The organism is Micromonospora salmantinae (assembly GCF_022230905.1).
In the GTDB taxonomy this organism is placed as follows: Bacteria; Actinomycetota; Actinomycetes; order Mycobacteriales; family Micromonosporaceae; genus Micromonospora; species Micromonospora salmantinae.
Window position 1 is genome coordinate 242897 of record NZ_JAKKFG010000012.1, and the last position, 24303, is coordinate 267199.

Annotated in this window: 22 protein-coding genes and 4 tRNA genes; 25 read left to right on the top strand and 1 reads right to left on the bottom strand. The window is 69.9% G+C overall.

What is annotated here, in order from left to right:
- The first annotated feature begins 3 nt into the window (after window positions 1-3).
- The 7 genes from PSH03_RS11660 to PSH03_RS11690 all read left to right on the top strand — a co-directional run bounded on the left by PSH03_RS11660 (window position 4) and on the right by PSH03_RS11690 (window position 8249).
- Window positions 4-564, top strand: coding sequence for an NADH-quinone oxidoreductase subunit J family protein (locus PSH03_RS11660; RefSeq protein WP_210784111.1), 561 nt, complete (start codon window positions 4-6; stop codon window positions 562-564).
- Window positions 561-923, top strand: a complete 363-nt coding sequence (nuoK, locus tag PSH03_RS11665) for an NADH-quinone oxidoreductase subunit NuoK (RefSeq protein WP_210784112.1) — start codon at window positions 561-563, stop codon at window positions 921-923. The genes PSH03_RS11660 and nuoK overlap by 4 nt, the downstream gene beginning before the upstream one ends.
- A complete protein-coding gene (locus tag PSH03_RS11670) occupies window positions 920-2851 on the top strand; it encodes an NADH-quinone oxidoreductase subunit 5 family protein (protein ID WP_238689120.1) in 1932 nt (643 codons plus the stop codon). The genes nuoK and PSH03_RS11670 overlap by 4 nt, the downstream gene beginning before the upstream one ends.
- Window positions 2848-4356: a complex I subunit 4 family protein gene (locus tag PSH03_RS11675; protein ID WP_238689121.1), complete on the top strand. Its 1509-nt coding sequence runs from the start codon at window positions 2848-2850 to the stop codon at window positions 4354-4356. Before PSH03_RS11670 ends, PSH03_RS11675 begins: the two co-directional genes overlap by 4 nt.
- Window positions 4353-5852 carry an NADH-quinone oxidoreductase subunit N gene (locus PSH03_RS11680; RefSeq protein WP_238689122.1) on the top strand — a complete coding sequence of 500 codons (1500 nt, stop codon included), beginning with the start codon at window positions 4353-4355 and terminating at the stop codon, window positions 5850-5852. Before PSH03_RS11675 ends, PSH03_RS11680 begins: the two co-directional genes overlap by 4 nt.
- A gap of 115 nt (window positions 5853-5967) precedes the next feature.
- The gene (gene htpX / locus PSH03_RS11685; RefSeq protein WP_210784116.1) at window positions 5968-6843 is read left to right on the top strand and encodes a zinc metalloprotease HtpX; all 876 of its coding nucleotides are present in this window, start codon (window positions 5968-5970) and stop codon (window positions 6841-6843) included.
- A 146-nt stretch (window positions 6844-6989) separates the two neighbouring features.
- Complete coding sequence (locus PSH03_RS11690) at window positions 6990-8249, top strand: MFS transporter (protein WP_210784117.1); 1260 nt, start codon at window positions 6990-6992, stop codon at window positions 8247-8249.
- Between the two features lie 125 nt (window positions 8250-8374).
- Here PSH03_RS11690 and PSH03_RS11695 read toward each other — a convergent pair whose 3' ends face one another.
- A complete protein-coding gene (locus PSH03_RS11695; protein ID WP_091402478.1) occupies window positions 8375-8869 on the bottom strand; it encodes a YajQ family cyclic di-GMP-binding protein in 495 nt (164 codons plus the stop codon).
- Between the two features lie 147 nt (window positions 8870-9016).
- Here PSH03_RS11695 and PSH03_RS11700 point away from each other — a divergent pair.
- The 18 genes from PSH03_RS11700 to rpoB all read left to right on the top strand — a co-directional run bounded on the left by PSH03_RS11700 (window position 9017) and on the right by rpoB (window position 24284).
- Window positions 9017-9100, top strand: a tRNA-Tyr gene (locus tag PSH03_RS11700).
- Between the two features lie 927 nt (window positions 9101-10027).
- Window positions 10028-10201 (top strand): hypothetical protein, encoded by a 174-nt coding sequence (locus PSH03_RS11705; RefSeq protein ID WP_238689123.1) that lies wholly within the window; start codon window positions 10028-10030, stop codon window positions 10199-10201.
- Between the two features lie 57 nt (window positions 10202-10258).
- Complete coding sequence (locus PSH03_RS11710; protein WP_210784119.1) at window positions 10259-12790, top strand: putative bifunctional diguanylate cyclase/phosphodiesterase; 2532 nt, start codon at window positions 10259-10261, stop codon at window positions 12788-12790.
- 93 nt (window positions 12791-12883) lie between these two features.
- A tRNA-Thr gene (locus tag PSH03_RS11715) sits at window positions 12884-12956 on the top strand.
- Window positions 12957-12980: 24 nt separating this feature from the next.
- Window positions 12981-13053, top strand: a tRNA-Met gene (locus tag PSH03_RS11720).
- 132 nt (window positions 13054-13185) lie between these two features.
- The gene (rpmG, locus tag PSH03_RS11725) at window positions 13186-13353 is read left to right on the top strand and encodes a 50S ribosomal protein L33 (RefSeq protein WP_007073056.1); all 168 of its coding nucleotides are present in this window, start codon (window positions 13186-13188) and stop codon (window positions 13351-13353) included.
- A 126-nt stretch (window positions 13354-13479) separates the two neighbouring features.
- The gene (locus tag PSH03_RS11730) at window positions 13480-13926 is read left to right on the top strand and encodes a MaoC family dehydratase N-terminal domain-containing protein (protein WP_091402433.1); all 447 of its coding nucleotides are present in this window, start codon (window positions 13480-13482) and stop codon (window positions 13924-13926) included.
- A 1-nt stretch (window position 13927) separates the two neighbouring features.
- A complete protein-coding gene (locus PSH03_RS11735) occupies window positions 13928-14320 on the top strand; it encodes a MaoC family dehydratase (RefSeq protein WP_238689124.1) in 393 nt (130 codons plus the stop codon).
- A gap of 129 nt (window positions 14321-14449) precedes the next feature.
- A tRNA-Trp gene (locus tag PSH03_RS11740) sits at window positions 14450-14522 on the top strand.
- Between the two features lie 213 nt (window positions 14523-14735).
- Window positions 14736-15125, top strand: a complete 390-nt coding sequence (gene secE, locus PSH03_RS11745) for a preprotein translocase subunit SecE (protein ID WP_030329860.1) — start codon at window positions 14736-14738, stop codon at window positions 15123-15125.
- A 38-nt stretch (window positions 15126-15163) separates the two neighbouring features.
- On the top strand, window positions 15164-15886 hold the full coding sequence (gene nusG, locus PSH03_RS11750) for a transcription termination/antitermination protein NusG (RefSeq protein ID WP_210784121.1): 723 nt from the start codon (window positions 15164-15166) through the stop codon (window positions 15884-15886).
- Window positions 15887-16072: 186 nt separating this feature from the next.
- A complete protein-coding gene (gene rplK, locus PSH03_RS11755) occupies window positions 16073-16504 on the top strand; it encodes a 50S ribosomal protein L11 (protein ID WP_091402426.1) in 432 nt (143 codons plus the stop codon).
- 78 nt (window positions 16505-16582) lie between these two features.
- A complete protein-coding gene (gene rplA, locus PSH03_RS11760; protein WP_112584802.1) occupies window positions 16583-17299 on the top strand; it encodes a 50S ribosomal protein L1 in 717 nt (238 codons plus the stop codon).
- A gap of 80 nt (window positions 17300-17379) precedes the next feature.
- Window positions 17380-18270 (top strand): ABC transporter ATP-binding protein, encoded by an 891-nt coding sequence (locus PSH03_RS11765; protein ID WP_238689125.1) that lies wholly within the window; start codon window positions 17380-17382, stop codon window positions 18268-18270.
- Window positions 18267-18956, top strand: coding sequence for a hypothetical protein (locus tag PSH03_RS11770; RefSeq protein WP_238689126.1), 690 nt, complete (start codon window positions 18267-18269; stop codon window positions 18954-18956). The genes PSH03_RS11765 and PSH03_RS11770 overlap by 4 nt, the downstream gene beginning before the upstream one ends.
- Window positions 18957-19296: 340 nt before the next feature.
- Window positions 19297-19842 (top strand): 50S ribosomal protein L10, encoded by a 546-nt coding sequence (gene rplJ, locus PSH03_RS11775; RefSeq protein ID WP_112584808.1) that lies wholly within the window; start codon window positions 19297-19299, stop codon window positions 19840-19842.
- A 54-nt stretch (window positions 19843-19896) separates the two neighbouring features.
- Entirely contained in the window at window positions 19897-20283 is a 387-nt protein-coding gene (gene rplL / locus PSH03_RS11780; RefSeq protein WP_030489578.1) for a 50S ribosomal protein L7/L12, read from the top strand.
- Between the two features lie 569 nt (window positions 20284-20852).
- Window positions 20853-24284: a DNA-directed RNA polymerase subunit beta gene (gene rpoB, locus PSH03_RS11785; protein ID WP_091402413.1), complete on the top strand. Its 3432-nt coding sequence runs from the start codon at window positions 20853-20855 to the stop codon at window positions 24282-24284.
- The last annotated feature ends 19 nt before the right edge of the window (window positions 24285-24303 follow it).

Here is a 24303-nt window from a genome sequence, read left to right on the forward strand (position 1 = left end):
CCGGTGACCGGGGCGGATGTGCTGCTGCTCGCCCTCGGTGCGGTGGCGGTCGGCGCCGGCGTGCTGGTGGTGACCACGAAACACCTGGTCCGGGCCGGGCTCTACCTGGTGGTGTGCCTGGGCGCGTTGGCCGGTGACTTCCTGGTGCTCAGCGCCGAGTTGGTGGCCTGGGTGCAGGTGCTGATCTACGTGGGCGCGGTGGTGGTCCTGCTGCTGTTCGCGGTGATGCTGACCCGGGCCCCGATCGGCGCATCCGACGACCTGGACCGGCCCGGCTGGCCGGCCGCGCTGATCGGTGGCGGCGCCGGGCTGGGGCTGACCGCCCTGCTGGTCGACGCGTACCGATGGAGCACCGTCACGCTGCCCAGCGCCGGCACCGCCGAGCGGTTGGGCGAGCAGATCTTCCAATCCTGGGTGCTGCCGTTCGAGGTGCTCTCGGTGCTGCTGCTCTCTGCCCTGGTGGGCGCGATCGTGCTGTCCCGGCCGGACATCGGCCGAGCCGCGCCGCAACGAGACGGCGCGGCAGGCGACCTGGTCGACAGCGAACCCGGGGGCCGCCGGTGAGGCCGGTCATCCCGTACGTCACCGCCGCGCTGCTGTTCGGCCTCGGCGTGTACGGCGTCCTGCGCCGCCGCAACGCGGTGCTGGTGCTGATGTCGGTCGAGTTGATGCTCAACGCGGTCAACCTGATCCTCGTCACCGCCGACACCACCGCCCGCGCCGTGCTCCCGCACTCGGGGCAGGTCTTCGCACTGTTCGTCATCGTCCTCGCCGCCGCAGAGATCGGGGTGGGGCTGGCGATCGTCCTTCAGCTCTACCGGCTGCGGGCGACCGTCGCAGTGGACGACGTGCCGCTGACCGAGTCGCCGGATCCCGTCGACGGGCGCGAGCCGGCCGTCGCAGACTCGGAGGCGGGCCGGTGACCGGGCTGCTCGGGGCGCTGCTGCCCGCCGTACCGCTGGTCGCCGGGCTGCTCGGTCTGCTGCTGCCACCGGCCCCTCGGCGCGACAGCGCGACCGGCGGCGACCGGGCCCGGACGGTCGCCGTGACGCTCGGCGTCGCCGGTGCGGCCGGCGCGCTGGCGCTGGCCGTCGCGCTGCTGCTCACTGTCGACGGGCCGACCGAGACGTCGACCACCTGGGTGGACTTTGGCGGGCTGGCGGTGACCCTCGGCGTACGGCTGGACGGCGCCGCCGCACTGGTCGCGGTGGCGGTCACCGCTGTCGCCCTGGCCGTGCAGGTCTACTCGATCGGCTACCTGCGGCGCGGTCCGCACGACGACGTCGACGTGGACCACCGCTACCCGCCCTACGCCGCCCAGATCAGCCTCTTCACCGGTGCCATGCTGCTGGTGGTGGTCGCCGGCGACCTGATCATGTTGTTGGTCGGCTGGGAGGTGATGGGCTTCTGCTCGTACCTCCTGATCGCCCACGACCGCCGACTGGCCGGCGCCCCCGCCGCCGCCATGAAGGCGTTCCTGGTGACCCGGGTCGGTGACGTCGGGTTCCTGCTCGGCATCGCGCTGCTGGGCGTGTCGACGGGCAGCTTCCGGATCGCCGACGTGCTCGCCCACGACCACTCCGGCGCGACGTTGACCGCCGCTGGCCTGCTGCTGCTCGCCGGTGTGGCCGGCAAGAGCGCGCAGTTCCCGCTGCACACCTGGCTGCCGGACGCGATGGCCGGTCCGACCCCGATCTCCGCGCTGATCCACGCCGCGACGATGGTCGCCGCCGGGGTGTACGCGGTGGCCCGGCTCTACCCGCTGTTCACGGCCGCGCCGGTGACGTTGACAGTGCTGGGGGTGCTCGGCGCGATCACGCTGCTGCTCGGCGCGCTCGCCGCCACCGCCCAGGACGACATCAAACGCGTGCTGGCCTGGTCGACAGTGTCCCAACTGGGTTACATGACCGGCGCGCTGGCGGTCGGTTCACCGTCGGCCGCACTCTTCCACCTGCTCACCCATGCCGCCTTCAAGGCGCTGCTGTTCCTCGCCGCCGGTGCGGTGATCCACGCCGTCGGCACCACACTGATGTCGGAGATGGGCGGGCTGCGGCGCAGCATGCCGGTGACGTTCTGGTGCACTGTGGTGGGCCTGGGCGCGCTGGCCGGGGTGCCGCCGTTGGCTGGCTTCTGGAGCAAGGACGGCGTCCTGACGGTCGCCGAGTCGGCAGCGCTGGAGGGCACCGGCCCCGCCCCGTCCTGGGTGGGCTGGATCGTCTGGATCGCCGGGCTCGTCGGCGTGGCGGTCACCGCCTGGTACGCAGGTCGGCTGCTGCTGCGCGCCTTCTTCGGCACCCCGCGCCTGCCCCTGGTCCAGCCGCACGACCCGCCGGCCGTGCTGCGCTGGCCGGTGCTGCTGCTGGCCGTGCCGGCCGCGCTGCTCGGTCTGGCCGGGTTCGTCGGGGTGTTCGCCGACCGCCTGCGGTTCCCCACCGTCCCGGTGGCGGGCTCCGAGGACGGCCTGGTCCACCTGGGGCCGGGGGTGCTGCTGCCGCTCGCGTTCCTGCTGTTCGGCGCCGCGCTGGTGACGCTGGGCTGGCGGCGCGACCAGGCCGCCGACCCGGCCGCCGCGCTGGGTCCGCTGCGGCCGGTCTTCGCCAGCGCGTTCCGGCTCGACGACGTCCAGCGCACCCTCGTGGTACGCCCGGTCCGCGCGCTGGCCCGCGCCGCGTGCACGAGTGACGAGGTGGTGGTGGACGGCGCGGTCGAGGGCAGTGGGCGAGCCGCGTCCGGTCTGGGTGCGGGGCTGGCCGCGCTGCACCGCGCGGCGCTGCCCCGGGCCGCCGCCGGCGTGCTGGCCGGCGCGCTGCTGATCGGCCTGGCCGCTGCCCTGGTTGGAGTTAACCGATGACGCTTGGGCAGGGGTTGCTGGTCGCGGTGCTGGCGGTGCCGGCGTTGGGTGCGGTCGCGGTGGCGGCGACGCCCCGGGACCGGGCGGCCCGGCTGGTCGGCACGGTCGCGGCGGCGCTGACCCTGCTGGCCGCGGTGCCGCTGGTGTTCGGCGGTCGGGGCTGGGCCGCCTGGTCGGCGGACGCGCCGGCGGTGCGCCCGTGGCACCAACTGGACCTGCCCTGGGTGCCCGGTCTGGAGTTGCGCTTCCACCTCGGCGTCGACGGCATCTCCTGGCCGCTTGTGGTGTTGACCGCGCTGCTCACGTTGCTCTGCTGCGCGTACACGATGTGGCGGGTTCCGGACGGCGGCAGCGGCCGGGCCCTTGTCGCGCTGCTGCTGGTGGTCGAGGTGGGCATCCTGGGCACCTTCCTCGCCCTGGACCTGGTGTTGTTCTTCCTCTTCTTCGAGGTCGTCCTGCTGCCGATGTACGCGATCATCGCCGGCTGGGGTGGCGCGGACCGGCGTCGGGCGGCCCGGAAGTTCGCCCTCTACACGCTGTTCGGCTCGGTGTTGCTGCTTGTCGGCGTGTACGTCGTGGTCGCCGCCGCCGGCACCGCCGACCTGATGACGCTGACCGGTGGCGCGGGGATGTCCAGGGGCACCCAGTTGGCCGCGTTCACACTGCTCGCGTTGGCGTTCGCGGTGAAGAGCCCGCTGTGGCCGTTGCACTCCTGGCTGCCCGACGCGCACACCCAGGCACCCACCGTGGGCAGTGTCGTGCTGGCCGGTGTGCTGCTCAAAATGGGCACGTACGGCCTGATAAGGGTCGCGGTGGGGGTGGCGCCGGAGGGCGCCCGTTGGGCGGCGCCGGTGCTCGGCGTGCTCGCCGTCGCCGCGATCCTGATCGGATCGCTGGTGTGCCTGGCCCAGTCGGACGTGAAGCGGCTCATCGCGTACTCCAGCGTGGGGCACATGGGCTTCGTGCTGCTGGGCGTCGCCACGCTGACGGCCACCGGCATCCAGGCGGCGTTGATCGGCAACGTCGCGCACGGTGTGATCACCGGCCTGCTGTTCTTCCTGGCCGGGGCGGTGAAGGACCGTACCGGCACGGGCACCCTCGCCGAACTGTCCGGGCTGCGGGAGACCGCGCCCCGGTTGGCGGGTCTGCTCGCGTTCGCGGCGATCGCGTCACTGGGCCTGCCCGGGCTGGCCGGCTTCTGGGGCGAGGCGTTCGCGGTGATCGCCGCCATGCAGGTGGGCGGCCCGCTCTGGACCACCCTCGGGGTGCTGGCGGCGGTCGGTGGGGCGCTCACCGCCGCGTACTTCCTGCGGTTGCTGCGCCAGGTAACCCACAACCGGCCGAGCCCCGCCGTCGGTCAGGTCGGCCCCGGCCTGGCCGGTGCGGAGTTGACCGCCTGGGTGCCGCTGGTGCTGCTCGCGTTGGCCATCGGGCTGGCGCCGACGCTGGTCCTCGGCGTCGCCGAGGCCCCCGTCGACGCCCTGATCGGGGTGGTCAAACCATGAACGTCGTGCAGAGCGTGGACAGCGTCGCGCTGCTGCCGGCCTACCTGGCCGCCGGCACGGCCGTACTCGTACTCATCACCGACCTGCTCGTGGCCCGGCCACGGGCCACCATCGCCGTGGCCGCGCTCGGCGCCCTCGGCACCGCCGTCGGCTCCGCGCTGGTCGGGGCGGGTGCCGAGCGGCGGACCTTCTGCGTGGGCGCCGACTGCTCCTGGATCTTCGGTGGTCGCGCGGCACTGGTCGCCGTGGTGGTCGCGCTGCTCACAGTGGGCGTGCTCGGGCTGTCGGTGCCGGCGCTGCGGGCCGGGCAGTCACCGGTCGGGGAGTACGCCTTCCTGTTGGCCTGCTCGATGACCGGCGGCGTGGTGCTCGGCGCGGCCGGCGACCTGATCACCCTGATCGTTGCTTTAGAGACGCTGACCCTGCCGCTGTACGTGCTGGTCGGCCTGCGCCGGGGGAGCCTCGCGAGCGCCGAGGCGGCCGTGACCTTCTTCGTGGTGAGCGTGGTGGCGACCACGCTGACCCTGCTCGGCGCGGCGCTGCTGTACGCGGTGACCGGTGGGCTGCACCTGGACCGGCTCGGCGCGTTGCTCGCCGAGCAGCCAGAGTTGCGGAACCTGCCGCTGACCACCGCCGCGGTGGCGGTGCTGCTGGTCGGCCTGGCCTTCAAGGTGGCGGCGGTGCCGTTCCACGCCTGGGCTCCGGCCACCTACGACGGCGCGCCGCTGCCGGTGGCCGCGTACCTGTCCACCGCCTCGAAGCTGGGCGGCCTGGTCGCCCTGCTCGCCGTGGTGCAACGGGCGCTGCCGGCGGAGCAGACCGGTCCGGTGCTCGCCCTGCTCGCCGTGCTCACCATGACCGTCGGCAACCTGGTCGCCCTGCGTCAGCGGCGGACCGTCCGGCTGCTCGCCTGGTCGTCCGTCGCGCAGGCCGGGTACATTCTCGCCCCGTTGGGAGCGTTGGCGCTGGCCGCCGGGCGCACGGACGAGGCACGGTCCGCCGCGTACGCGGCCGCCATGGCGTACGCCGTGTTCTTCGTGGTGTTGGAGCTTGCCGCCTTCGCCGGAGTGACAGCGCTGCGGCCGGCGGGTGCGGACGGCGGCACGCTGGACGACCTGCGCGGGGCAGCCCGACGTCACCCGTGGCGAGCTGCGGCGTTCGGTCTCGCGCTGGTGGGTCTGGCTGGTCTGCCGCCGGGGCTGGCCGGCCTGTTCGCGAAGGTGACAGTGGTCCGGGCGCTGCTGGACGGTGGCGCGGCCTGGCTGGCACTGGTGGTGGCGCTGAACGCCGTGATCGGGCTCGCCTACTACCTGCGGGTGACCGCCGCGCTCTGGGCGCCGGCCACGACGCCCGGCCCGGCCGCGGCGCTCGCCGGCGGCGGAGCGCCGGGCGTACCAGTGGTGGGTGTGGTGGCGGTGGTGCTGGCGGTGGCGACGGTGGCCGCCGTGGTGCTCGGCGTCGCCCCGCAGCTGGTGCTCGACCTGGCTGCCCGCTGACCCCACCTGGGCCCCGGTCTCAGTCAACTCTCAGCGTTGAGACGGATGGTTGGCGGGTACCGGGTTGTTACACCGGTCAGCGGATCCCGGCGATCCGTGCACCGAAGGAGACATCGTGCACCACAACCGTCTGAAGACCGCAGCGCTGCTCGGCCTGCTCAGCGCCCTGATCCTGGCGGTGGGCTACTGGTTCGGCGGCAGCGGCGGCCTGGTCATCGCCGTCGTCGTGTCTCTGGTCATGAACGGCGTCACCTACTTCTACTCCGACAAGCTCGCACTGCGCTCGATGGGGGCGCAACCGGTCACCGAGGCGCAGTTCCCCGAGCTGTACCGGATGGTCCGAGAGTTGGCCACCGACGCCCGGCAGCCGATGCCGCGGCTCTACGTCAGCCCCACCGCGCAGCCCAACGCGTTCGCCACCGGTCGCAACCCGCAGCACGCGGCCGTCTGCGTGACCCAGGGCATCACCGAGATCCTCGACTACCGTGAGTTGCGCGGCGTGATCGGGCACGAGCTGTCCCACGTCTACAACCGGGACATCCTGATCTCCAGCGTGGCGGCCGGCCTGGCCAGCATCATCACCCTGCTGGCGAACCTCGCCTTCTTCCTTCCGTTGGGCGGCGGGGACGACGAGGACCGACCCAACCCGGCTGTGCTGCTGCTCACCCTGATCCTGGGCCCGATCGCGGCCACTGTGATCCAGTTGGCGATCAGCCGGAGCCGCGAGTTCCAGGCGGACGCCTCCGGCGCCGAGCTGAGCCGCGACCCGCTGGCGCTGGCCAGCGCGCTCCGCAAGATCGACGCGGTGGCCCGACGTCGGCCGTTGCCGGCCCAGGGCCAGCTCACCAGCACCGCCCACCTCATGATCGCCAACCCGTTCCGGGGTGGCGGCATGGCGGCGCTCTTCTCCACCCACCCGAAGATGGAGGACCGCGTCGCCCGGCTGGAGCAGATGGCCCGCAACTCGGGGCCGGTGCAGTTCCAGCGCTGACCCGCTGACCCACCGCCTCCGCCCGTACCCGGCCACGCCGGGTACGGGCGGATCGCTGTGTCGGAGACTATTCCGGTGTCCGCCTGTCAGGCAGCGGCGTTAGGGTCATAACGGCTCACGCTCATTACATCCTCGGGAGGTTCACGGTGACCGCGCTGCGTCAGTACCTGGGTGTCTGGCGGATCCCCGGCGCACCCATGCTGCTGATCACCGGCATCATCGGGCGGCTCGGAATCGGCATGACCCCGCTGGCGCTGCTCCTGGTCGTCGAGCAGGTGACCGGGCGCTACTCACTTGCCGCCATCGCCGGTGGCATCTACGCCCTTGCCGGTGCCGCGCTCAGCCCGGTGGCCGGACGGATCGCCGACCGGGTCGGCCCCAGCCCCGTCCTGCTGCTCACCGCCATGGCCCACCCGTTGGCACTCATCGGGTTGCTGCTGGCCAGCCGCTCCGGCGACGACGCGCTCCCCGTCATCTACCTCGCCGCAGGCGTGGCCGGCGCCACCTACCCGCCGCTCACCGCCGCCATCCGAGGCGCCTGGAACGACCTGACCGGCCCCAACTCCGGCCGATACCACCTCCGCAACACCGCGCTCGCAGCCGAGACCACGCTCTTCGAAATCGTCTTCGTCCTCGGCCCACTGCTCGTCGCCGGCTTCGTCCTCGTCGCCGACGCGGCGGCCGCGCTGATCGGCGCCGCAGTGGTCACCCTGGTCGGCACCACCGCCGTGGCCCTCGGCCGGGTCATGCGCGGCTGGCGTCCGCACCCGCGGGAACACCACGCCCGTGGGCTCGGCCCGCTACGGGTCCCCGGCTTCCCGGCCCTGCTGATCTGCGTCGCCGGCCTGGGCATCGCGTTCGGGGCCGCCGGTGTGATCGTGCCGGCGTTCGCGAGCGACCACTCCACCGGCGACCCGGAGAGCCTCGCCGGCGTGCTGCTCGCGGTCTGGGGCGTCGGCAGCGCCATCGGTGGGCTCTGGTTCGGCGTCCGCAAGCCAGCACCGAACATGACCCGGCAGTTCGCCCTGCTGCTCGCCGCGCTGGCCGCCACCTTCGCCGTGTTCGCGGTGATGCCCACTCCGCTGGCGCTGGGTGTCGCGCTGGTCGCCGGCGGGGCCACCATCGCGCCCGCGCTGACCCTGGAGAACACCCTGGTCGGCCGGATCGCCCCGACCGGCATGTTGAACGAGGCGTACACCTGGGTGGTCACCGTCGCGGTGGCGGCGAGCGCCGCCGGCGGCTCGATCGCCGGCGTGATCGTGGACCACGCCGGCGGTGTCCGCTGGGCGTTCCTGTTCGCCGGGGCTGCGGTCGCCGTCGGGGCCGCGGTCGCCGCGCTACCCGCCGGGCCCATCGCCCGCGCGGAAACCACGGCGGTACGCGCCGAACACCCCGTCCCCGTCTGACGGTGGTAATTGGGTCGGCCCGCGTCGCCCGGTGGGTCCGTGCCTTGGCCGGTCCGTGCCTTGGCTGGTTGTTCTTGATCGACCGGACGCGCCGCGGCCGGGGACCGGATCGCTGGGGACAGGCGTCAGCGGTAGTTGTTGAACTGGAGGGCGACGCCGAAGTCTTCGCCCTTGAGCAGCGAGATGACAGCCTGGAGGTCGTCCCTCTTCTTGCCGGTGACCCGCAGCTGGTCACCCTGGATCTGCGCCTGCACGCCCTTGGGGCCCTCTTCGCGGATCTTCTTGCTGATCGCCTTGGCCTTGTCCGTCTCGATGCCCTGGATCACCTTGCAGTCGATCTTGAAGATCTTGCCCGACGGGCGGGGCTCCCCAGCATCCAGCGACTTCAGCGAGATGTTCCGCTTGACGAGCTTCTCCTTGAACACGTCCAGTGCGGCGCGGACGCGCTCCTCGGTCTCCGCCTGAAGGCCGATCGCCTCCTCGCCAGACCAGGAGATCTCAGCGCCGGTGCCGCGGAAGTCGAACCGCGTCGCAAGCTCCTTCTCCGCCTGCCGAAGGGCGTTGTCGACCTCCTGACGGTCAACCTTGCTCACGATGTCGAACGACGGGTTCGCTGCCATGTTTCTGCTCCTGCTGTCCGGCGGTCTGGGCCTGCCGTCGGCCGCCGACCAGCGGCACGACCCCCTGACCGTACCCGGTTGCGTAGGTGCCGGGGGGAGCCGCTATCCTTGCTTCCGCCGCCGCGTTACGACGCGGTGGGGTGCCCTGGCGGGTTGCCCGAGCGGCCAATGGGAGCGGACTGTAAATCCGTCGCGAAAGCTTCAGAGGTTCGAATCCTCTACCCGCCACCAGGCGCAGAAACGGCCCCTGACCAGCAGAGATGCTGATCAGGGGCCGTTGTCGTTGTCTCGTCGCCAACTGCGTTGACGGCGAGGACGCCATGAACGGCAAGGTCTGCCGTGCACTCGATGAGCGCCCTTTTCAGCTGCCGATCTTGGTCGTGGTGTCACCGACGAGATGGCGAGCGTCGGCGATGGCGTTGCGTCGACGTCCGCTGTCGTTGTGCTGGTCTGCTTGTGCCCGTTATAGGCGGCGTCAACGTAGTCGTTGCGTTGGTTGGCGAGATGCCGGCGAGGATCGCGAGGGTCGGACCTTCCACACCCGCTATCAGGCGGTCGCCTGCGGCCGAGATCGCGTCGGCCGCCGTGCTCGGTCTGGCGCTCCACGGGCTGCGGGTCATGCTCCGGGCGTTGCGGTGGATCCTGTCGGTGGGTCTGCCGCCAGGTTGGCGCTCGAGTTCGTGGCGGATTTGACCTACGTCAGAACACGCTCTATCTGCTGTCATCGATGCCAAGTGCGATGTTAGCTGCGCATCCGCTGCTCGTGGTCAGCGCCCATGTTGCTCTCCGCCCACTGAAATGAACCCGACGAAGGGCTGGCGGGATGGCGAGGAGCCGGTATGGTGGTCGATGGCCGGATGGAGGCGCGAGTTTGTCGCGGGCTGTTGAGGTGTTGCTGAGGGTGACCGCCAAGCCGGATGTGGCGAGTGTCTACAGCTGGACCCGAATTGCGTTGAAGGTCGTATTCAACGCTGCGTGAAGCGGTGAACCACCCCGCAAGCTTGTGATCTGGTCCAGTGCGTTGGGGGCGGTAGGCCGAACGGCGGGAAGTAACAGACGGTGGGGCCAGTCGGGCGACCACCACTTCTCTGGCTGCCCGCGCTGTGGCACGATCGTGGAACCTCCATCAACGCTGTACATCTCCCGACAGGAGCGATCATGTCTGGTCGAAGGCTAGGCCGACTCGGTGGGTCTCTCCTCCTTGTTCTCGCTGCCGCCGCCATCGTCGCCTTCCCCGCCGGCCTCTTCGACAGCAGTGCCAGCGGAGCTCAGGCCATCGATCTCATCTGGACTGTCGTTCCGGAGAACACTGTCTTCGGCAGTGGTCGCTGACTGGTTCAGCTCATCCCCACTCAAGAGCGGTAAACCGCAGGCGCCGTAGGGAGCGGTATGGCTCCGCGTGATCGATCGCGACGTCGTTCGGCGGATCGTGCCTGGTTCATCACCGCGCCGCTGGTGTTCTTCGCAGCGATCTGTTCCATGGTCACGGGGCTGGTGTCGTCCCAGCCTCTCGGTGAATGGCTTCTCGCGCTCCTGTTGTTGGTCGCCATGGCCGCTGTGGGCATGCCGGTCCTCAACTTTGTCGTCCGGCGGCAGTCGTTCGGCATGACCCTGACCGAGATTCCGCTGGTGCTGGCGCTCTTTCTGCTGCCACCGCTGACCGTCGTCGCCATCTACACGGTGGCGTCGATGCTCACGCAGACGCGGCACCGGTTCGCGCCCGTCAAGTTCTGGTTCAACGTGGCCAAGGCGGCCGCCGGGACCTCTCTCGCCGTCCTCCTCCTTCAGGCGCTACCGCCCTCGAAGGAGGTGGACGACCCCGGCACCTGGCTGAGTCTTTTCGCGGCCGTAACCGCGGTGATTCTCGTCAGCCTTGCGGGCATCGTCGGCGTGCACACCCTCCTACAGGGCTGGCAGGCGGGACGGGACTCTCTGCGTACCGCACGCCCCGCCCTGCTCACTGCGGCGATCAACGTCTCGCTCGGTCTGATCATCCTGATCGCCGTCACGACCACCTGGTGGTCGTTGGTGCTGCTGGTCGCACTCGGTGTGGCCCTGGTCCTGGTCTACCGCTCCTACGCGGAGTTCTTCCGGCAACACCGGACGCTGGCCGCGATGTACGACCTGACCCGCGCAATCGGGGAGCGCGGCCAGGACGGGACGCTCGTCGACGCTCTCCTGGGTCGGGTCCGGGCCCTGATGCAGGCCGAGTACGCGACTCTGTGGCTGCCGGCCCTGGGCCGCCACCCCGAGGTGTTGCTCACCGCCAGGGTTGACGATTCGGGTCTGCTCGACGTCGTACGGACGCCGGCTTCCCTCCGCCAGCGAGCCGCAGGTGAGGGGCGGACCATCGCGGTGGGGCGCGCCTTCGACGAAGAGTCCAACGAGCGCCAGGCCCTGAGTCACGGCAAGATCAAGGACGTCATCGTCGTGCCGCTCCGGTCCGGCCAGGCGGTCATCGGCACCCTGGAGGTCGCCAACCGGCTCAGCGACGTCGGTCACTTCACGCCCGGCGACATCCCCGTCTTCGAGACCGTGGCGGCGCACGCGGCCGTGGCCCTGGAGAATTCGCGGCTGGTCGACCGGCTCCGGCACGACGCGCACCACGACACGTTGACCCGACTGCCCAACCGGCGACGGATCACCGGAGCACTGGACGAGTCGGTCAAGATCCGCGCGCCGGGCGAGGTGGTGGCGCTGCTGCTCTTCGACGTCGACGGGTTGCGCCAGGTCAACGAGTCCCTGGGGCACGCGGCCGGGGACAAGGTCCTCACCGAGGTCGCCAGTCGGTTGCGGGCAAGCGCACCGTCGTCGGCTCTGGTTGGCCGTGCCGGCGGGGACGAGTTCCTGGTGACGCTGCGGTTGGAGAGCGCTGAGGCCGCGCTCGAGTTGGCCGCCCAACTGCGCGACCAGATCCGCGACGAGATGGTCTTCGACGCGCTCACCCTCGACGTGGACACCGCCGTCGGGGTGGCCGTACACCCGGATCACGGCAGCGACGCGGCGACCCTGCTGCTTCGGGTCGACCTCGCCGCCACCGCGGCCAAGTCGGTGCCGGGCAGCGTGCAGCTGTTCAATCCCGCGCTGGAGTCCCGTTCACTGCGCCGGTTGGGTCTGGCCGGCGATCTGCGCCGGGCACTGGACCAGGACGAGCTGGAGGTCTACTTCCAGCCCAAGGTGACTCTGCGGGACCGGCGCCTGGTGGGTGTGGAGTGTCTGGCCCGCTGGGAGCACCCGGCGCACGGCACGGTCGCGCCCGAGGACTTCGTGGCGGTGGCCGAGCACACCGGTCAGTTGAGCCGACTCACCGAGGTGGTGCTCCGGGAGGGCCTTCGGCGCAGCCGGGACTGGGCGCTGGCCGACCAGCCGCTGCCCATCGCGGTCAACCTCTCGGCCCGTACGCTCATCGACCGGGACTTCCCGGACCGGGTCCAGGAGTTGTTGACCGAGTACAAGGTGCCGGCACAGCGCCTCACCCTGGAGATCACCGAGTCGGGGGTGCTGGACGGCACGGACCGGCCGATCCCCACCCTGCAACGGCTGCGGGATCTCGGCGTACGACTGTCGGTGGACGACTTCGGCACTGGTGACTCGTCTCTGGCGCACCTGCGCCGGCTGCCGGTGCACGAGGTGAAGGTGGACCGCTCCTTCGTGCAGGGCATGGCGACCGACCCGGGGGACCTGGCGATCGTCAACGCGGTGGTCACCCTCTCCCAGCAGTTCGGCCTGGCGGTGGTGGCCGAGGGGGTGGAGAGCGAGTTGACCCTGGAGCTTCTGCAGGACATCGGCTGCGAGATCGGGCAGGGTTTCCTGTTCAGCCGGCCGCTGCCGTACGAGCGGTTGGCTGCCTGGTTCGGCGCCCAGGTCGAGCCGGAGACGGCCACGAACGGAGAGCTGCCCCGCCTGCGTGTTGTGCCCTGAACAGGGCGCGGACGATCACCGGGGATCCGATTTCACCTGTCGAGCCGGGCCGTGTACTCTTACTCCTGCGCGCCCCACGGGGAGATCGCGCAGGCCCCCTTAGCTCAGTCGGCAGAGCGTCTCCATGGTAAGGAGAAGGTCTACGGTTCGATTCCGTAAGGGGGCTCGAGGGTTCAGCTGGACCCATCGCAGCGGTGTAGCTCAGATGGTAGAGCAAGCGGCTCATAATCGCTGTGTCGCCGGTTCAAGTCCGGCCACCGCTACTCTCGTCTTCCGGGCTCGTTGCCGGTGGTCGTAAGAATGGGCGCTTCTGGCGCCCACTTTGCATGTCCGCGCTGTCAGCGTCTAGGCTGGCGCGTCGTAGTTGTTTCCGTTAGCGAGGAAGGCACTCCGCCGTGGCGAAGGCTACCGATGTCCGGCCGAAGATCACTTTGGCGTGTGTGGAGTGCAAGGAGCGCAACTACATCACGCGCAAGAACCGGCGCAACGACCCCGACCGCATCGAGCTGAAGAAGTTCTGCCCGCGTGACGGTCGGCACACGGTCCACCGCGAGACCCGCTGACTGCTGGCCGGCCTCAGGGCCGGCCGTTGTCGAAGCTTTCCGATCGCCGATCTGACCGGTTTGGTGCGGCTCCGCCGCCGCCTACCGATCAGGTCGGCGATTGGGCTTTCCGTGTAGGTTCGCGGCATGCCTCTGGACCCTTCCTTCGTCGGCCGGACGTATCCGCCGACCGCCCCCTACCAGGTGGGCCGAGAAAAGATCCGCGAGTTCGCCAGCGCCATCGGCGCCACCGACCCGGCCCACCACGACCCGGAGGCCGCGCGGGCGCTGGGCCACCCCGACGTGGTGGCCCCGCCGACCTTTCCGGTGATCGTGACGATGGCCGCGAGCAGCCAGATCATCGAGGACCCGGCCCTGGGTGTCGACTACAGCCGCCTGGTGCACGGCGACCAGCGGTTCGCGTACACCCGGCCGGTGGTCGCCGGCGACGAGCTGGTCTGCACCAACACCATCGAGGACGTCAGCACCAGGGGTGGACACGGCTTCCTGACCACGCGCACCGACGTGAGCACCGTCGGCGGGGAACCAGTGGTCGCGGTCTGGGCCAGGTATGTCATTCGCGGGGAGGCGTGAGATGGAGTTGCCAGCACAGACGTTTCAGGTGACTCGCGCGGACCTGGTCCGCTACGCCGGCGCCTCGGGGGACTTCAACCCGATCCACTGGAGCGACCGGGTAGCCACCAAGGTGGGCCTGCCCGGGGTGATCGCCCACGGCATGTTCACCATGGCGCTGGTCGGTCGGGCGGTCGCCGAGTGGGCCGGGTCGCCGGACGCGGTGGTCGAGTACGGCGTGCGTTTCACCCGGCCGGTGGTGGTCCCCGACGATGACCAGGGGACCGAGATCGAGGTGACCGCGCGGGTCCGCGAGGTGACCGAGGACGGTCTCACCCGACTCGAGGTGACCGCCACCTGCCTGGGTGAGAAGGTGCTGTCGCAGGCGCGGGCGACCATCCGGACGGCACGCTGAATCGAGCCCGCCACGCGTGGCGGAGAGACCGGTTGGGAAAGTCGGGCGGCTACCCGTACACTGGTCCGCCGTGGGGCAAGTGACCCCTGCTCGGTCGTCTGTGGCCGGGTGGGGCGAGTGTTGCCACATAGGGGTGTAGCTCAATTGGCAGAGCAGCGGTCTCCAAAACCGCAGGCTGCAGGTTCAAGTCCTGTCACCCCTGCGCCTCAGGCCTGACCGTTCCCGTGGGTCGCGCCGCCACTTGGCGGCGTCCGGCCCGTGGTGGTGGCATCGGCGGGGTGGCTCCGAGGCAATCGGGGCCCTCCGGGTGATCCACCGGCCGCGGCCCGTCGCGGGACGGTTGGGTCCGGCCGGCGTGACCAGCGCCGCGTACGCCACTCGGCGTGCGACCCCAGATTCCGCGACGGAGGGCGAAGTGGCCGACAACAAGCGGCGCGACGACGACGGCGACGATCGTCTGGACGACGAGATCGTCGACGACGTGGCCGACGACGACGCCTCCGGCGCGGACGAGCCGGTTTCCCGGGGAGGCACCGCCACGCGGTCGCGTGCCCGGGCGGAGTCGGCGGACAGCCGGCCGACCACGCGGTCGGAAACGGGTCGGGTGGGCGTCTTCGGCCGCATCGCCCGGTTCTTCCGCGAGGTCGTAGCTGAACTGCGTAAGGTCATCTGGCCGACCCGCAAGGAGTTGCTGACCTACACCGCCGTGGTGGTGGCGTTCGTCGCGGTGATGCTGACGATCGTGGGTGTGCTGGACTTCGGCTTCGCCAAGGTCGTGTTGTTTGTCTTTGGCAACTCGGACTGACCGGCTGCCTCCAGCCATAGTGACGGAAGTGAGCGAGCGTGCCTGAGTACGACGAGACCGCCGGACCGGTGGACGAGCAGTCCACGGTCGCGACGGCGGCTGGTGACGAGTCGGTCGAGGCCGCCAGCGAGCCGGAGTTCCCTACTACCGAGCCCGCACCGGACGAGGACTACGACCCTGTCGCGGAGCTGAGGCAGAAGCTGCGCTACGCGCCGGGTGACTGGTACGTGGTGCACTCGTACGCCGGCTACGAGAACAAGGTCAAGACCAACCTCGAGACCCGGATCACGAGCCTCGACATGGAGGAGTTCATCTACCAGGTCGAGGTGCCGACCCGGGAAGAGGTCGAGGTCAAGAACGGTAAGCGTTCGCAGATCCAGGCCAAGGTCTTCCCGGGTTACATCCTGGTCCGGATGGAGCTGACCGCCGAGTCCTACTCCTGTGTCCGGAACACCCCGGGTGTGACCGGCTTCGTCGGCGCGACCGACCGGGCAGACCGGCCTGCTCCGCTCTCGCTCGACGAGGTGCTGAAGTGGCTGGCGCCGGCTGTCGAGACCGAGCAGAAGAAGTCGAAGCCGGAGATCAAGGTCCTCGACTTCGAGGTGGGCGATTCCGTCACCGTCACCGACGGCGCGTTCGCGTCGCTGCCGGCCACGATCAGCGAGATCAACGCCGACCAGCAGAAGCTCAAGGTGCTGGTGTCGATCTTCGGTCGTGAGACTCCGGTGGAGCTCAACTTCAACCAGGTCGCCAAGATCTGATTGGTCGTCGGCGGCGGGCCCGGCCCGCCGCCGACGTCGGCGTACGCGCTCTCGCTCGACCTCGGCGGACGAGTGGGCTGCGGCCTGCGCTACTCTTGAATGTCGCCGCTGTCGCACCGCGCTGACCGTGCGCGCCCGAGGGCGGCGACAGCCGCATTTTCCCAGCTCCAAGCCCCAGGAAGTGACATGCCTCCGAAGAAGAAGCTCGTCAAGACGTTCACGCTTCAGTTGCCGGCGGGCCAGGCCACGCCGGCGCCGCCGGTCGGCCCCGCGCTCGGCCAGCACGGCGTGAACATCATGGAGTTCTGCAAGTCCTACAACGCGCAGACCGAGTCTCAGCGGGGCGACATCGTCCCCGCCGAGATCAGCGTGTTCGAGGACCGGTCCTTCACGTTCGTGCTGAAGACCCCGCCCGCTGCCCGGCTGCTGATCAAGGCTGCCGGTGTGCAGAAGGGTTCGGGTGTTCCGCAGTCCGAGAAGGTCGGCTCGGTCAGCCGCGCCCAGCTGCGTGAGATCGCCGAGAAGAAGATGGCCGACCTCAACGCCAACGACATCGCCCAGGCCGAAAAGATCATCGCCGGCACCGCCCGGTCGATGGGCATCACCGTCAACGACTGACGTAGGCCCCGGCCTTCGATCCGACCGTGGGAGGGCTCGCGCCGAGCGGCCCGCCAGAGACCACAGGAGTAATCAGCAATGCAGCGCAGCAAGAGCTACCGCAAGGCCGCCGATGTCATCGACCGGTCGAAGCTCTACACCCCCACCGAGGCCGTGAAGCTGGCCAAGGAGACCACCAACGTCAAGTTCGACGCCACGGTCGAGGTCGCCATGCGCCTCGGCGTCGACCCCCGCAAGGCGGACCAGATGGTCCGCGGCGTGGTCAACCTGCCGCACGGCACCGGTAAGACCGCCCGCGTGATCGTGTTCGCCAGCGGCGCGAAGGCCGAAGAGGCCGCCGCCGCGGGTGCGGACGAGGTGGGCACCGATGAGCTGGTCGCCCGCATCCAGGGTGGTTGGCTCGACTTCGACGCGGCGATCGCCACGCCGGACCAGATGGCCAAGATCGGCCGGATCGCGCGGATCCTGGGCCCGCGCGGTCTCATGCCGAACCCGAAGACCGGCACGGTGACCATGGACGTCACCAAGGCGGTGCAGGACATCAAGGGTGGCAAGATCACCTTCCGGGTGGACAAGCACTCCAACCTGCACCTGATCATCGGCAAGGCCTCCTTCACGGAGACCCAGCTGGTGGACAACTACGCTGCGGTGCTCGACGAGGTGCTGCGTGCCAAGCCGTCCGCGGCCAAGGGCAAGTACCTCCGCAAGGTCATCCTGACCACCACGATGGGCCCGGGCGTCCCGGTCGACCCGAACCTGGTGAAGAACCTTCGGGAGGACCAGGCCGACGCCTGAGTCGACAGATCGCTCCGCCGGGGCGCCGCCACGACCGTGGCGGCGCCCCGGCGCGTTCCAGGTGTGGCAGGCTCGACGCCATGCGGCTGGAGAACGTCTGGTTGCGGTACCACCGGCGGGGGCCGTGGGTGCTGCAAGGCATCGACGTGCGGATCGGTCCCGGCGAGGTGGCGATCGTGCTGGGCCGCAACGGGGTGGGCAAGTCGACGCTGCTCCAGGTGGCCGCGGGGGTCCTCCGCCCGGGCCGGGGCCGGGTCACCGACCGGCCGGCGCGGGTGGGCTGGGTGCCGGAGCGTTTCCCCGCGGACCAACCGTTCACGGTGACCCGCTATCTGACCGGGATGGCCCGGGTGGCGGGGCTGGGCAGGGCTGCGGCCGACGAGGCCGTGACCTCCTGGACGGACCGGCTCGGGCTGTCCGCCTTCCGCTCGGTCCGGCTGCCGGAGCTGTCCAAGGGCACCGCGCAGAAGGTCGGCCTGGCCCAGGCGCTGCTGCGCCCACCGGGCCTGCTGGTGCTCGACGAGCCGTGGGAGGGTCTGGACGCCGCCACCCGCGAGTTGGTGCCCGAGCTGATCGCCGAGGTGCTCGCCGCCGACGGGTCCGTCCTGGTCAGCGACCACCGCGGCGAGACGGTCCGGCTCCCGGCCGCGCGCCGCTGGTTGGTGGCCGACGGCGCGCTCTCCGAGGAGACGTCGTCGACGGACGAGACGATCGCGGTGGTCGAGGTAGCGGTGCCGGCCGCGCGGGTTGCCGGCACCGTCGCCCGGTTGCGCGCCGAGGGCCACCAGGTGCTGCGGGTACGCTCCGACGCCTCCACCGCCGCGTCCCAGGCCCTACCCGTCGAGCCGCTCCGGTCGGCCGGTGCCGCCCGACCCGCCGAGCCGTCGCTGGGGATGGCCGGGGAGCTGACGGCGGAGCAGCCGGAGGCCGCTGACGCCGCTGTCGAGTCGGCAGCGGGGGAGACCCGGTGAGCGCCCTGGTCCGGATGCGGTTGGCCGGTTTCCTGCGAACCGGCCGGGCGTTGGCGCCGTTGCTCGCCGGCCTGATCACGCTCGGCACCCTCTACGGCGGTGGCCGAGCCCAGCCGGCGGAGGCGTACGGGGTCTCCGCGGTCGTGCTCTTTCCGGTGCTCGCCTGGCAGACCAAGATCCTGTTGGACGTCGAGCCGGACGTGCAGCGTCGACTGGCGCAGGTGACGGTCGGAGTGGCCCGTGAGCGGTTGGCCGGGCTGCTCGCCGCCGCGGTGGCGGCGCTGGCGACGGTGACCGTCGCGCTGCTCTTTCCGTGGCTGGTCGGCGGGGTGTCCGGCCCGGTCGACCCGGGGGACCGGTCGATTCCGGTCGGGCTGGCGCTGGGATTGTGGGCACACGTGCTGGTCGTACCCGCTGCGGTTGCTCTTGGGGCGCTGGCCAGCCGGGCGTCGGTGGGCGGCGCCGGGTACGGCGTCGCGGTGTTGGCCCTCGGCGGGGTCGGCGCGGTGGTGTTCGGCCTGACCGGCTCGGTCGCCCCCTGGCTGGCACCGCCGATCATGGCGGCCGCTCGCACCACCGCCGGCGACGCCGCCGCGCTGACAGTGCTGGGGCTGAGCGGGTGGGCGTCGGCCTGGAGCGCCGCTGTCGTCGGCGGCTACCTGTGGCGTCGGCGGGCCCAGGGCTGACCGGCACTGGCGTGGGTGACGCGGCTCACCGGGCGCGATTTGGCGCTGCTGGTCGGGGCGCGTACTCTTCAACCGTCATCCGTGTTCTCATGGATGAGGAACCACCCAGAGACCGCTGGTCACCGTGTTTCGGCACGGTCGAAGGTCCCGCGACAACGGGCGACCCGCGTAGGGCGGCAAGCGTAACTCGGCAGTGAGCATGGTCCGCCGACCATGACGATCCGCCGGCCCTCGCCCCGTGCGCCCTGCGCCGGGGCTTTTTCGTTGTCGCGCTGCCTCCGCCCCCGTTCCGGCTTCGGCCGAGACGGGGACCAGCCTCGAGTAACGAGAGAGGAGGGACATGGCGGACAAGCCGATCCGGGCCGACAAGGCCACGGCCGTCGCTGAGCTGACCGAGAGCTTCCGCAGCTCGGGCGCCACCGTGCTGACCGAGTACCGCGGTCTGACGGTTTCCCAGCTCACCCAGCTTCGGCGCTCGCTCGGCGCCGATACCAGCTACACGGTCGCGAAGAACACGCTGGCCAAGCGTGCTGCGACGGACGCGGGCATCACCGGCCTCGACGAGCTGTTCACCGGTCCTACCGCGCTGACTTTCGTTTCGGGCGACGTCGTCGAGGCGGCGAAGGGGCTTCGCGACTTCGCGAAGGCCAACCCGAAGCTCGTCATCAAGGGCGGTGTCTTCGAGGGCAAGGCCATCACCGCGGCCGAGGTCACGAAGCTCGCCGACCTTGAGTCCCGCGAGGTGCTGCTGGCCAAGCTGGCCGGCGCGATGAAGGGCAACCTGAGCAAGGCCGCGGCCCTGTTCCAGGCCCCGCTGTCGAAGACCGCCCGTCTGGCGGCTGCACTGCAGGACAAGCGCGAGAAGGAGGGCGCCGAGGCGGCCTGAGGCCCCCACGGCGCACCAGTTCTTACTTAACAGAATCAGGAAAGGACGCCAGATATGGCGAAGCTCAGCACCGACGAGCTGCTCGACGCGTTCAAGGAGATGACGCTGATCGAGCTCTCTGAGTTCGTGAAGCAGTTCGAGACGACCTTCGAGGTCACCGCTGCCGCTCCGGTCGCGATCGCCCAGGGTGGTGGCGGCGGCGCCGCTGCGGCCGAGGCCGAGCCGGAGCAGGACGAGTTCGACGTCATCCTCGAGGCTGACGGTGGCAAGAAGATCCAGGTCATCAAGGTCGTGCGTGAGCTGACCGGCCTGGGCCTCAAGGAGGCCAAGGACGCGGTCGAGTCCGCGCCGAAGGCCATCCTGGAGAAGGTCAACAAGGAGACCGCCGACAAGGCGAAGGCCAAGCTCGAGGGTGAGGGCGCCAAGGTCACCCTCAAGTGACCTGACGTTCCACCAACGCGTACCCGGCTCGTGAGCTGGGACACCATCGCGTAGCGGCGGGCGGTGATCCGACACGGATCACCGCCCGCCGTTTTGGTGGATCTGGCTGCGACCGGTCCTGAGCTGGGCGCCGACCATGGGTACCCTTGACCCGAACGAGCGTGGCGGGTCGCCCTCCAGTGGGAAACAGGGGACAACCCGGATACCGGCCCTTGACGCGGCCCGGGGCTGCCAGGCACGCTGACACCAGCAAGACACCGCGCTTGCGACGGCCACGACGTGGGTATGACAGCGACGGCACCATCGGCCGCTGTAACCCGAGCGGCCCAGTGGGGAGTTGCGTTCTGAGCGGCCCGGCAGACCCCGGTTGACGGGGGCCGAGGCGCGCTCCGCAAACAACCTGCGGGGTGGGCTGGACAGCGGTTAGCCTCTCGGCTACACTGCTAGTTTGCGCTGCCTTCCGACTTGACCCCTGCTCGGAAATGTCCGTTTACGGATATTTCTGGTGGGGTCATTGGAGTGCACGCGTACCAGCCGTTCTGCAGCACCGGTCCTCGGAAGGACGCATCTTGGCAGCTTCCCGCCCTGCGAAGACCAGTCGTACGTCGAGCGCATTCGCTCCCCGCCGAGTTTCATTCGGCAGGATCACCGAACACCTCGAGGTCCCCAACCTCCTTGCCATTCAGAACGAGTCCTTCGACTGGCTCGTCGGCAACGAGGCTTGGCAGGGCCGGTCGGCGGACGACCCGCACGCACGATCGGGTCTCGCGGAGATCCTTGAAGAGATCAGTCCCATTGAGGACTTCTCCGGCACCATGTCGCTCTCCTTCTCAGCGCCGCGCTTCGACGAGGTCAAGGCCTCGATCGAGGAGTGCAAGGAGAAGGACCTGACCTACTGCGCTCCGCTCTTCGTGACCGCGGAGTTCACCAACAACACCACTGGCGAGATCAAGAGCCAGACGGTGTTCATGGGTGACTTCCCGATGATGACGCCCAAGGGCACCTTCGTCATCAACGGCACCGAGCGCGTCGTGGTCAGCCAGCTCGTCCGGTCTCCGGGCGTGTACTTCGACAAGCAGCCGGACAAGACCTCCGACCGCGACCTCTCCAGCGTCAAGGTCATCCCGAGTCGGGGTGCCTGGCTGGAGTTCGACATCGATAAGCGCGACACGGTCGGCGTACGCATCGACCGCAAGCGTCGGCAGGCCGTCACCGTCCTGCTCAAGGCCATCGGATGGTCGGCCGAGCGGATCCGTGAGAAGTTCGGCTGGTCCGAGCTGATGATGACCACGCTCGAGAAGGACCACATCGCCGGCGCCGACGAGGCTCTGCTCGACATCTACCGCAAGCTGCGCCCTGGCGAGCCGCCGACGCGCGAGAACGCCCAGACCCTGCTCGACAACCTCTTCTTCAACCCGAAGAGGTACGACGTCGCCAAGGTCGGGCGCTACAAGTTCAACAAGAAGCTGGAAGTTGGCGTGCCGATCACCACCGGCACGCTGACCGAGGACGACATCGTCGCCACCGTGGAGTACCTGTGCCGGCTGCACGCCGGTGAGGACGGCTACGAGGCCGACGACATCGACCACTTCGGCAACCGGCGCCTCCGTACCGTGGGCGAGCTGATCCAGAACCAGGTTCGGGTCGGCCTGTCCCGGATGGAGCGGGTCGTCCGCGAGCGGATGACCACGCAGGACGTCGAGGCGATCACCCCGCAGACCCTGATCAACATCCGCCCGGTGGTGGCGGCGATCAAGGAGTTCTTCGGGACGTCCCAGCTGTCCCAGTTCATGGACCAGACCAACCCGCTGGCGGGCCTGACCCACCGGCGTCGGCTGAGCGCGCTCGGCCCGGGTGGTCTGTCCCGGGAGCGGGCCGGCTTCGAGGTCCGCGACGTGCACCCGTCCCACTACGGCCGGATGTGCCCGATCGAGACGCCGGAAGGCCCGAACATCGGCCTGATCGGCGCGCTGTCCACCTTCGCCCGGGTCAACCCGTTCGGCTTCATCGAGACGCCGTACCGGAAGGTCGTCGAGGGTCGGGTCACCGACCAGATCGACTACCTGACCGCGGACGAGGAGGACCGGTTCGTCAAGGCCCAGGCCAACGCGCGCCTGAAGGCTGACGGCACGTTCGCCGAGGACCGGGTGCTCTGCCGTCGTAAGGGCGGCGAGACCGAGGACGTCGTCCCCGGTGCCGTCGACTACATGGACGTCTCGCCCCGGCAGATGACCTCGGTCGCGACCGCCATGATCCCGTTCCTCGAGCACGACGACGCCAACCGGGCACTGATGGGCGCGAACATGCAGCGCCAGGCGGTGCCGCTGGTCAAGGCCGAGGCGCCGCTCGTGGGTACGGGCATGGAGTACCGGGCCGCTGTCGACGCTGGCGACGTGGTGGTCGCCGAGGTCGGCGGTGTGATCGAGGATCTCTGCGCCGACTACGTCACCATCCACCAGGATGACGGCCACCGCCGGACGTACCTGCTGCACAAGTTCCGCCGCTCCAACGCCGGCTCCTGCGTCAACCAGAAGCCGGTCGTCTTCGAGGGCGACCGCGTCGAGGCCGGTCAGGTCATCGCCGACGGTCCGTGCACCGACGAGGGCGAGATGGCACTCGGACGCAACCTGCTGGTGGCGTTCATGTGCTGGGAGGGCCACAACTACGAGGACGCGATCATCCTGTCGCAGCGCCTCGTGCAGCAGGACGTGCTCACCTCGATCCACATCGAGGAGCACGAGGTCGACGCCCGGGACACCAAGCTCGGTCCGGAGGAGATCACCCGCGACATCCCGAACGTCAGCGAGGAAATGCTCGCTGACCTCGACGAGCGCGGCATCATCCGGATCGGCGCCGAGGTCGTCCCCGGTGACATCCTGGTCGGCAAGGTCACGCCCAAGGGTGAGACCGAGCTGACCCCGGAGGAGCGCCTGCTCCGCGCGATCTTCGGTGAGAAGGCGCGCGAGGTTCGGGACACCTCGCTGAAGGTGCCGCACGGCGAGACCGGCACGGTCATCGGTGTGCGCACGTTCTCCCGCGAGGACGGCGACGAGTTGCCGCCGGGTGTCAACGAGCTGGTCCGGGTCTACGTCGCCCAGAAGCGCAAGATCCAGGACGGCGACAAGCTCGCCGGCCGGCACGGCAACAAGGGCGTCATCTCGAAGATCCTGCCGATCGAGGACATGCCGTTCCTTGAGGACGGCACCCCGGTCGACATCGTGCTCAACCCGCTCGGTGTGCCGAGCCGGATGAACATCGGCCAGGTGCTGGAGACCCACCTCGGTTGGGTCGCCAAGACCGGTTGGAAGGTCGAGGGTGACGACGCCGACTGGAAGCGTCAGCTGCGCTCGATCGACGCGCACGAGTCCGAGGGCGACACCAACGTGGCCACCCCGGTCTTCGACGGTGCTCGCGAGGAGGAGATCTCCGGTCTGCTCGAGTCGACCCTGCCCAACCGGGACGGCAAGCAGCTGATCGGTCGTACCGGCAAGGCGCAGCTGTTCGACGGTCGTTCCGGTGAGCCGCTGCCGGACCCGATCGCGGTCGGCTACGTCTACATCCTGAAGCTCAACCACCTGGTCGACGACAAGATCCACGCTCGTTCGACCGGCCCGTACTCGATGATCACGCAGCAGCCGCTGGGTGGTAAGGCGCAGTTCGGTGGTCAGCGTTTCGGTGAGATGGAGTGCTGGGCGATGCAGGCGTACGGCGCTGCCTACGCCCTGCAGGAGCTGCTCACGATCAAGTCCGACGACGTGCTCGGCCGAGTGAAGGTCTACGAGGCCATCGTCAAGGGCGAGAACATCCCGGAGCCGGGCATCCCGGAGTCGTTCAAGGTGCTGCTCAAGGAGCTGCAGTCGCTGTGCCTCAACGTTGAGGTGCTCTCCAGCGACGGTGTGGCCCTGGAAATGCGCGAGACCGACGACGAGGTGTTCCGGGCCGCTGAGGAGCTGGGCATCGACCTGTCCCGGCGCGAGCCGAGCTCGGTCGAAGAGGTCTGAGGTGAGCGGTCGGGGGCCG

Excerpts from the sequence above, each read along its gene's own strand:
- PSH03_RS11675 (WP_238689121.1), top strand. The coding sequence starts at position 2,848 with ATGACGCTTGGGCAGGGGTTGCTGGTCGCGGTGCTGGCGGTGCCGGCG.
- PSH03_RS11680 (WP_238689122.1), top strand. The coding sequence starts at position 4,353 with ATGAACGTCGTGCAGAGCGTGGACAGCGTCGCGCTGCTGCCGGCCTAC.
- PSH03_RS11695 (WP_091402478.1), bottom strand. The coding sequence starts at position 8,869 with ATGGCAGCGAACCCGTCGTTCGACATCGTGAGCAAGGTTGACCGTCAG.
- PSH03_RS11705 (WP_238689123.1), top strand. The coding sequence starts at position 10,028 with ATGTCTGGTCGAAGGCTAGGCCGACTCGGTGGGTCTCTCCTCCTTGTT.
- PSH03_RS11710 (WP_210784119.1), top strand. The coding sequence starts at position 10,259 with ATGGCTCCGCGTGATCGATCGCGACGTCGTTCGGCGGATCGTGCCTGG.
- PSH03_RS11730 (WP_091402433.1), top strand. The coding sequence starts at position 13,480 with ATGCCTCTGGACCCTTCCTTCGTCGGCCGGACGTATCCGCCGACCGCC.
- PSH03_RS11735 (WP_238689124.1), top strand. The coding sequence starts at position 13,928 with ATGGAGTTGCCAGCACAGACGTTTCAGGTGACTCGCGCGGACCTGGTC.
- rplK (WP_091402426.1), top strand. The coding sequence starts at position 16,073 with ATGCCTCCGAAGAAGAAGCTCGTCAAGACGTTCACGCTTCAGTTGCCG.
- rplA (WP_112584802.1), top strand. The coding sequence starts at position 16,583 with ATGCAGCGCAGCAAGAGCTACCGCAAGGCCGCCGATGTCATCGACCGG.
- PSH03_RS11765 (WP_238689125.1), top strand. The coding sequence starts at position 17,380 with ATGCGGCTGGAGAACGTCTGGTTGCGGTACCACCGGCGGGGGCCGTGG.
- rplJ (WP_112584808.1), top strand. The coding sequence starts at position 19,297 with ATGGCGGACAAGCCGATCCGGGCCGACAAGGCCACGGCCGTCGCTGAG.
- rplL (WP_030489578.1), top strand. The coding sequence starts at position 19,897 with ATGGCGAAGCTCAGCACCGACGAGCTGCTCGACGCGTTCAAGGAGATG.